We start from the raw sequence: 7,884 nt of genomic DNA, 5'->3' as shown, positions 1-7,884 counted from the left end.
GGCCCGCATCGGCGACCACAAGATCAACCGCCTCGACGAGCTGCTGCCGTGGAACTGGGTGCCGCAATCCAAAGAGGCGAAGGCCGTCGCTTGAGCTGTGGTCCTTACCGGCCGGTTACGTAGAGGGCCAAACCCTGATCAGAACTAACTCATAAGCTCGGCCTCTCTGCGGAGCAGGTCAGTGCCAGCTGCTTCGGAACGCTCCCGGCGCAGACAGCCCAGACCGTCAGACCTGGATCGTCATGCTATCGATCGTCTCCATGTCAGTGTGCATGAAGATCACCGACACGCCCTGATCCGCGAAGACGACATCGAGGTTCACCTCGGTCATATGGGATCTGGCTTCCGCCGCATCCGCGTAGCCGAAGCCGAGGAACGACGCGGTATCGAAGGCATCCACCTCGAGCACCCGGTCGCGTCCGGCATCCTCGCGCTCGAAGATGAAGTCATCAGCCAGAAGGCTGCCGCTCATCAGGTCGTCGCCTGGACCACCGTCATAAGTGTCGCCCTCGGTCGCTGCCATGTAGGCTGCGAACGCCTCGGCCGTTTTGGCCACGAACTCCGGACTCTGGGCGAAGCCCTCCACCACTTCCTCGCGGCTCGCGCCCTCGGAGAGAAGCTGGAGCCAGTTCGCGAGTCCCGTCGCATCGGGATCACGGTCGAGCACGTTGTTATAGAGCAGAGTCACGAAAGCCTCGTCGTCGAGCGCCCCGTAGGTGGTCTGGAACTCCGGGCTGTTTACGAAGCCCGACGCAACGTCGAGGTAGGATGTGCCCATGCCCCTCTCTGTTGACCAGTTGGTCAGGCCGACCACATCGGGCTCGCGATCGAGGGTTGCCTCGTAGAGGCGATAGACATCGTCCGCGAAAGGCGCCGCAATCCCCGCGAGGACATAGGCGCTGGCCGAATCGTTTGTCTGCGCGATATATTCCGGGCTCTGCGAAAAGCCCCGGACGACCTCCTCGCGTGTGGTTCCGGACGCGAGTTGCGACAGCCAATTCGCCAGACCGCCGGCATCCGGGTCGCGATCAAGCACGTTGTTGTATAGCAACGTGACGAAGGCTTCGTCATCCAGCGCGCCGTAGGTGGCCTGGAATTCGGGCGATGCGACGAAGCCGGTGATCACCTGCGTCAAGACCATCGCACCACTCTCGAGCTGGCCAGACCAGTTGTCATATCCCAACGAGTCGGGGATGCGGTCGAGCGTCGCCCCGAAAACCCGGAAGACTTGGGCCCCACTGGTCTGGCCCAGCTCGTCGACCGGTGGGACGCTGCCCCCGATCAGGACGTCGTCGTTCGCCCCGCCCGACAGGATGTCAGCCCCGGGCCCGCCGACCGCGGTGTCGTTGCCAAGGCCGCCGCCGATGATGTCATTCGATTCGAGCCCGAGAATCCGGTCATCGCCTGCGAAGCCGAAGATCCCGTCGAGATCCGGAGTACCTGTCAGATCGTCGGGATCGAGCGTCCCCATGATGGCCGTCTCATCATCGATGACGTCAAAGTTCGTCGACGCGCTTTCATAGCCCTCGGCAAGCGCCAGGATGGTGGTCGTCTGCAGCCCGTCGAGACGGAAGTCGTCGATCATTGAGAGGCTGACCTCCACTTCGGTTTCGCCATCGGGGATGATCGCGGTCCCCGGCAACGTCGCGGCCGAGGTGTCCGTGCTGGACAGAACCACGGTCAAGTCGCCGGTGGTGTCCGCGCCGCGGCTGACGGTGACGGTGGCATCCGGGCCGGCTTCCGACTCCATGTTGCGATCAATCGAGACGAAGAGCGGCGCAAGCGCCTCCGCGTCAGCAACCTCGATGACCTCCTCGACCTCCAACGCGAAACTGCCGATGGCCACCGGGTTGCCGGTGCCATCGTCCATGACGAGCGTTCCCGACGGGTTCGACGACGGGTTGGCCGTCATCGCATAGGGGTCGTCTGCGTCCGGATCGAGTTCAAGCACTGCATCCAGAACGCTGCTGTCGCCGGTCGACGCCACGATCCGGAATTCGGAACCCTCCGGCACCGTGAAGGTCAGGTTGCCCGAGCTGTCGATGTTTTCAGCCACCGGGATCAGGGTGCCAAAGCTCTCGTCGTCGCCCTCAACGAGCGGATCTCTTCCGAGCACCAGAACGTAGAGGTCGCTCAGAGACTGGGTCAGATCTGAGAGGCCGAGCGAATAGAGGATGTTCTCGAAGGCGGTGCGATCCCAGGTGCCCGGGGTCAGCCCCTCAAGGCGCAGCTGCGTGTCGCTCTCTTCGTTCACGTAGCGGCGGATGTGGTATGCAGGGTTGTGAGTGACGCTGGTGGCGGGCTTGCCGTCGACCGGCGGCTCGGTGATGTTGGCCGGCGTCTTCACAAAGGTTTCGAGGCCGCTCGAGTCGTAATCCATCACCTCGGTGCCGGAGCCCTGCACTGGGTTGATGTGACGCGCACCGAAGGCGTGCGCCCCCTCGTGCGCGACGGTCTCGGCGACCGACAGCATCGCATCGCTGCCATCCATCAGCACGGCGACGATGTTGTTGTCCTCGGTGTTGTACCGGTCGACGCCCTCATAGGCCTGCCCGAGCAGACGGGCGTTGTCGTTGCCGTCGCCGGTGGTGTCGTAACGCAGCTTGGTCGACGTGAACCGCACCGAGTGGTAATCGCCGCTGGTCGGTTGCGTCGAGGTGACGTCCATCGCGATGCCGGAGCGGTCGAAGATGTCCTGCACCAGCCCAACGAGCTCGGTTTTCTGGGCTGCGGTAAACACACCGAGCGGCTCGGTTCCGGCACGGGTGGCCGAGGTCTCGCGGGCGTCGAGCCCGAGGAACCCGAGATAGCTGGCATAGGTCACATAGTAGTCGCGCGGGATCGCGGTATCGAAGTCGAGGAAAAGCACCGGCGGCTTTGCAGCCTTGTCTACGATCGCAGTCACGAACTGCAGGCAGTCACCATCGCTCACATGGGTGACGGCCAGGTTGTTGTCGCCGGGGCTCAGCACCGAGGTGATATCATAGGTGTTGATGTCCCAGAGCGCGCCGTCACCGCCCGGAAACTGGTTGGTGCCCAGAAGCGTCGAGTTGATCGTCAGATCGCCGTCGGTGAAACTCTGACCATCGCCGACGAAGAGCGTCAGCGTCGAGGTGCCGCTTTCGTATTCCAGATTTCCGAGGTTGATTGTCGTAATCGAGCCGGACTGGTCGGTCGAGTCGTTGCCGGCAAAAATGGTCACATCGCGATTGTTGGTCGCGTCGCCATCATCGTAGAAGACCACCAGCGAAGCGCCCTGCCCGCCCTCACCCATGCCTTCGATCGTGTAGCTTCCGTCGCCGTTGACGATGTCGCTGACATTGGCAAAGTATCCGACGCTCTGGTCGGAGCCCCAGCACGTGTCCACGGACGTGCCAAGCGTCGTCCCTGTCACGGCGGTTCCGTTCACGGTGATCTGGGTGTCGCTCGACCCGCTGAAGTTCAGCTCTCCCCAGTACAGGAAAGCGAATCTCTGTGATCCGGTCACCCCCGAAACGGTGACGGTGGTATTGCCATCCCTGGCATCGCCATTGCCAAAGGTCGCCCAATCAACGTTCTTCAATTCATACTGTTGCGTAAGCGCTGTCATTGCCCCACTCCTCCAATAAAATTCAGGTCTTGAAATCGACACCGGCCCAAAATCGGCGTCCCCCCTCTGGCCTTCTTCCTCCTCTGTTTCGTCCCCGTTTCCCAATTGCCGATCAGCAGGTTCCGAACTGGTTCCCGCTGAACTCACACTTCTCGGTTGCCAGCCCTCTTTCGATCAGGATCGACGAGAGCAGCGTGCCGTCGGTCGTGTTGCACCAGACGAAATTGTCCGGCCCGGACCCCGACCGGGGCGCCTCGGAAAAGGCGGTACAGCTCAGCTTTCGACCTGACAGGAGGGCGGCAATGGCAGCCCGGCTCGCCTCAGACGCGCTTCGGACATCGGCCATTCCGAGTTCAAGCCGCCCCTCGCAGCAGTCCAGCGTAAATTGGAGAGGCTCGAAACTCACGATGTCCGAGACAGTCCCCTCGAAGAAGCTGGCGACGCGCGCACCGGATGTGCCGCTCGACATGCCGACCGCTTCTGACGGGATGAGGGTTTGCGCACACCCGGCAACAAAAAGCGCTGCGAACTGGCATACGAGTACGGGAGAACCCCGCAATATTCCGCTCAAATCGATCAAGGTGAAATCTCTCCGATCATCAAAGCCGGAAGACGCCCCGTCGCAGACACGGCGCTCTCCGACGTCAAGATGTTAACACATTATGAAGATTCTCAACAGCAGATCTCAGGTTTCGCGTGTCTCACGCATTGCCATTATCAAGAGCCAATCTTGGTCCGCTCGGGCTTCAACCTGGCCAGCGTGATCCCCTTGAAGATCTTCGGGCAATCCTCGCCGAAGAGAACCTTGCCCGGACGCAGATCATAGTCAACGCCCATACGAGGTTCGCATTTCCGAACTCCAACAGGAGAAGGCTCTACTTGAGGAGGAAGCTGTAAGCATGTCGAGTCCGAACCGCTCGTTCGACGAAATGTTCGAACACGCGATTCCCCTCAAACCATTATTTTATAAGGTAAAATGGAGATTTCAGCGTGAAAAGGGCAGTACTACGTATGGTGTATTCAGCTCCTATTGGCGTGAGCCGAAAACCGGCCTTCAAGCCGGAAAAACCACCATACCTTTCAAAGCGTTAGACTTTGCAAAAAGGCCTCAATGGACAAGTGGCGCGGTCACGACGTTTCGAACTCCTTCGCGTGTAGCCAATCTGCGTGTTTTGGGGCGCGCTTGGTCCGGCTCCACTCTTCGAGCATGTCCCATTTTACAGAATCGAGTCGTTCCAGCGCCTTCTGTTGATCCGGATCCGGCGCTGCCAGCTCGACCCGGTTGCCGTTCGGATCGAAAAAGTAGATCGAGTGATCGGTCACGCCGAGCACCTCAACGCCATTCTTCTCAAGATGATCTCGGTACTCCAGCAGAGCCTCGCGATCCTTCACCTGGAACGCGATGTGTTGGACCCAAGGGGGTGTGTTCTCATCACGCCCCATGTCGGGCTTGGTGGGAAGCTCGAAAAATGCCAGCACGTTACCCGCCCCGGCGTCGAGAAAGACATGCATGTAGGGGTCCGGCTCGTGGGTCGAGGGCACCTTGTCTTCGGCGATCGCCAGCACGAAGCCCATATTGAGCATCTCGGTATAGAACGGGACGGTCTCCTTTGCGTCACGGCAGCGATAGGCGACGTGGTGAATGCGTTCGATCTTCACGGTACAAGCTCCATTATTAGTTGCATATGCAACTAGTAGACTTTCGGCCGTAAGCGCGACTTGATTCAAATCAGTTACGTAATATCAAACTCTCTTTTTTTTGGCGGGACTGCTCCCTTGCAGATCGCCCCGCAACGGAGCTGGCTCCGCTCCTCTTCGCCCGTTGAAACACAAGCGCGGCCCCCGTTCGGAGGCCGCGCTTCACCTTCGGCGAAAGGCAGTTTCGGTCAGGCGATGGTTGCCTTGATGGCGACACGCAGTTTGCACGCGAAGACTTCAGCCGCGGAGCTGTCGACTCTTCGCCCTCCGGCATCCTCGGTTGCGTTCAGAGAGGCGAAGGTGGCTCGCGGCTCAATCCAGCATCGCATGCGGGATCCACATTGCGATTTCCGGAAAGGCCATGACCAGCATCAGGGCGATCAACTGCAGCACCACGAAGGGAATGATCCCGCGATAGACGTGGCCCAGCCGCACTTCGGGCGGCGCCACCGCCTTGAGGTAGAACAGTGACGGCCCCATCGGCGGTGTCATAAAGGAGGTCTGGAGGTTTATCGCCAGCATGATGGCGAACCAATAGGGCAGATCTTGGGGCGAAACGTGCTCGCCGAAATCCTGTGCGAGCATGATTGGCGCGAAGACCGGCAGGACGATCAGCGTGATTTCGATCCAGTCAAAGAAGAAGCCCAGAACGAAGACCAGGACAAGCACGATCGCCAGCAGGTGCCAGGGGCTCAACTCGAGCGCGATCACGTAGTCGGTCACCAGATGCTCGCCGCCCAGCAGGCGGAATGTCAGGGCGAAGGCGGTGGCGGCAAGGATGATCATGAAGATCATGCCGGTGGTCAGCGCGGACTCCCGGATCGTGTCCAGAAAGATCCGCCACCAGCCGCGGTTCTCGGCCGCGAAGCGCGACAGCGCGCCGCCCTTGGCCGCATTGGCCGCCGCGCCTTCGATCGCGAAGCGGGTGTAGCTCAGCGCGGTGTAGATCACCGGGCGCACCACGAAGGCGAGCAGCAGCGCGCCTCCCGCGCCGATCCCGGCGGACTCGGTCGGGGTGGCCCAACCGAAGAGGATCGAACCAAGCACGCAGAAGATCAGCAGAAAGGCAGGCACGAGTCCGACCAGAAGCGTGACGATCAGCCGGCCGAGATCCTTGCTCCCATGTCCGCTGCGCGCCGCCGGGGCGGCCCCCGGCGCAAAGACGCTCACACCGAGGATGAACACCAGGTAGAGGACGCCCAGAAGCAGGCCCGGACCGAAGGCTGCCATGAACATCGTGCCCACGGAACGCGACAGAAGATCGGCGATGATCACCAGCATGATCGACGGCGGGATCAGGATCCCGAGCGTGCCCGAGGCTGCGATGGTTCCCGAGGCCAGTGCCGGTGAATATCGTTTCTCCAGCATCACCGGCATGGCCAGCAGGCTCAGCATCACCACCGAGGCGCCAACGATGCCCGTGGCCGCGGCGAGGATGATGCCCAATAGCGTGACCGAAAGCGCAAGCCCGCCGGGAACGCGTTCCAGCGCCCGGTTGAGACTGGCAAGCATATCCTTGGCCACGCCGGCCTTCTCAAGCACCACCCCCATGAAGACAAAAAGCGGCACCGTGGTCAGCGTCAGATTCTCGGCAGCCCCGCTCCACATGCGCTGGGTGATGGAATAGAGCTGGATCGGGATCAGCTCGCCGGTCAACACGCCGATCAGGCCGAAGGCGACACCGACCCCACCCAGGACGAAAGCCACCGGAAACCCGGAAAACAGCAGCATCGCCATCGTGGCGAACATGAAAAGCGGCAGAAATTCGATGAAGGTGCTCACAGCGAGCCCGCCCCCTTGCGGTCGAGATTGGCGCGGTGCGGGTCGATCAGCGCGGCAGCACTGCGACAGGCGCGGCTGAGTCCGGCCAGTGCGACGAGGTAGATGCCGAGCGGCAACATGGATTTGATTGCCCAGCGGTAAGGCAGGCCGTCGATCGACTGCGAGACCTCACCACGTGTGAACGAGGTCAGGGCGAAATTCGTGGCGTAGTAACCGGTGACGGCGCAGAACGGAAAAACCAGCAGCAGAATGCCCAGCAGCTCGACCAGCGCCTTGCCGCGCGGTGAGAACGTCGCGTGAAGCAGGTCGATCCTCACGTGGCGGTCGTGGATATAGGCGGTTCCGAGCACACCCATGATCAGGATCGTGTGCAGATGCCACTCGGCCTCTTGCAGCTGGGTCGACCCCATCTGCAGAAAGCGCCGCGTGACAACGTCGAAGACCACGACGACGACCAGCGCCGGAAGCGCAAAGGCCGCGATACGCGCGATCGTGTTCAGCACGGCGTCGATCGCTGCGCTCAGTTTCAACAAAGGGGACATCTTTCCTCCACGCCCGGTCCGGCGTCGGCATGGCCGCCCCGCCAGCGTTCGTGGCAGGGCCCGTTTCGGCAGGACCGGGCGCGGAGCCCGGTCCCGTCTTGTTCAGTCCGTGGCGGGCTTGAGGTAGCCTAGGTTCTGCCAATCGGCGTACCCGTGTCAATCGGCAGCCAATCGTGACCCCCTATCGGCATCCAAAAATGACCCCCTTGGAGCGCCCGGGTAGCTGGCCCGATGCGGTGTAGCCCTCACACAGCGCAGCCGTATCGGGCCAGC

At 61.5% G+C, this 7,884-nt stretch carries 5 protein-coding genes; all 5 read right to left on the bottom strand.

Translation table 11 applies throughout. The features are described from left to right. Positions 1 to 226 precede the first annotated feature (226 nt). On the bottom strand, positions 227 to 3,589 hold the full coding sequence (locus JF542_RS24005) for a DUF4214 domain-containing protein (protein WP_207077696.1): 3,363 nt from the start codon (positions 3,587 to 3,589) through the stop codon (positions 227 to 229). Between the two features lie 112 nt (positions 3,590 to 3,701). Further along, positions 3,702 to 4,169 (bottom strand): hypothetical protein, encoded by a 468-nt coding sequence (locus JF542_RS24000; RefSeq protein WP_207077695.1) that lies wholly within the window; start codon positions 4,167 to 4,169, stop codon positions 3,702 to 3,704. A gap of 548 nt (positions 4,170 to 4,717) precedes the next feature. Beyond that, on the bottom strand, positions 4,718 to 5,248 hold the full coding sequence (locus tag JF542_RS23995; protein WP_207077694.1) for a VOC family protein: 531 nt from the start codon (positions 5,246 to 5,248) through the stop codon (positions 4,718 to 4,720). Between the two features lie 351 nt (positions 5,249 to 5,599). Next, a complete protein-coding gene (locus JF542_RS23990; RefSeq protein WP_207077693.1) occupies positions 5,600 to 7,069 on the bottom strand; it encodes a TRAP transporter large permease subunit in 1,470 nt (489 codons plus the stop codon). Continuing rightward, positions 7,066 to 7,599, bottom strand: coding sequence for a TRAP transporter small permease subunit (locus tag JF542_RS23985; RefSeq protein WP_207077692.1), 534 nt, complete (start codon positions 7,597 to 7,599; stop codon positions 7,066 to 7,068). Before JF542_RS23985 ends, JF542_RS23990 begins: the two co-directional genes overlap by 4 nt. Positions 7,600 to 7,884 lie beyond the last annotated feature (285 nt).

This window comes from Salipiger bermudensis (assembly GCF_017309175.1).
Taxonomy (GTDB): Bacteria; Pseudomonadota; Alphaproteobacteria; order Rhodobacterales; family Rhodobacteraceae; genus Salipiger; species Salipiger bermudensis.
Note: the sequence above shows the minus strand (reverse complement) of the source record. Positions and strands in the feature narration are given on the sequence as shown.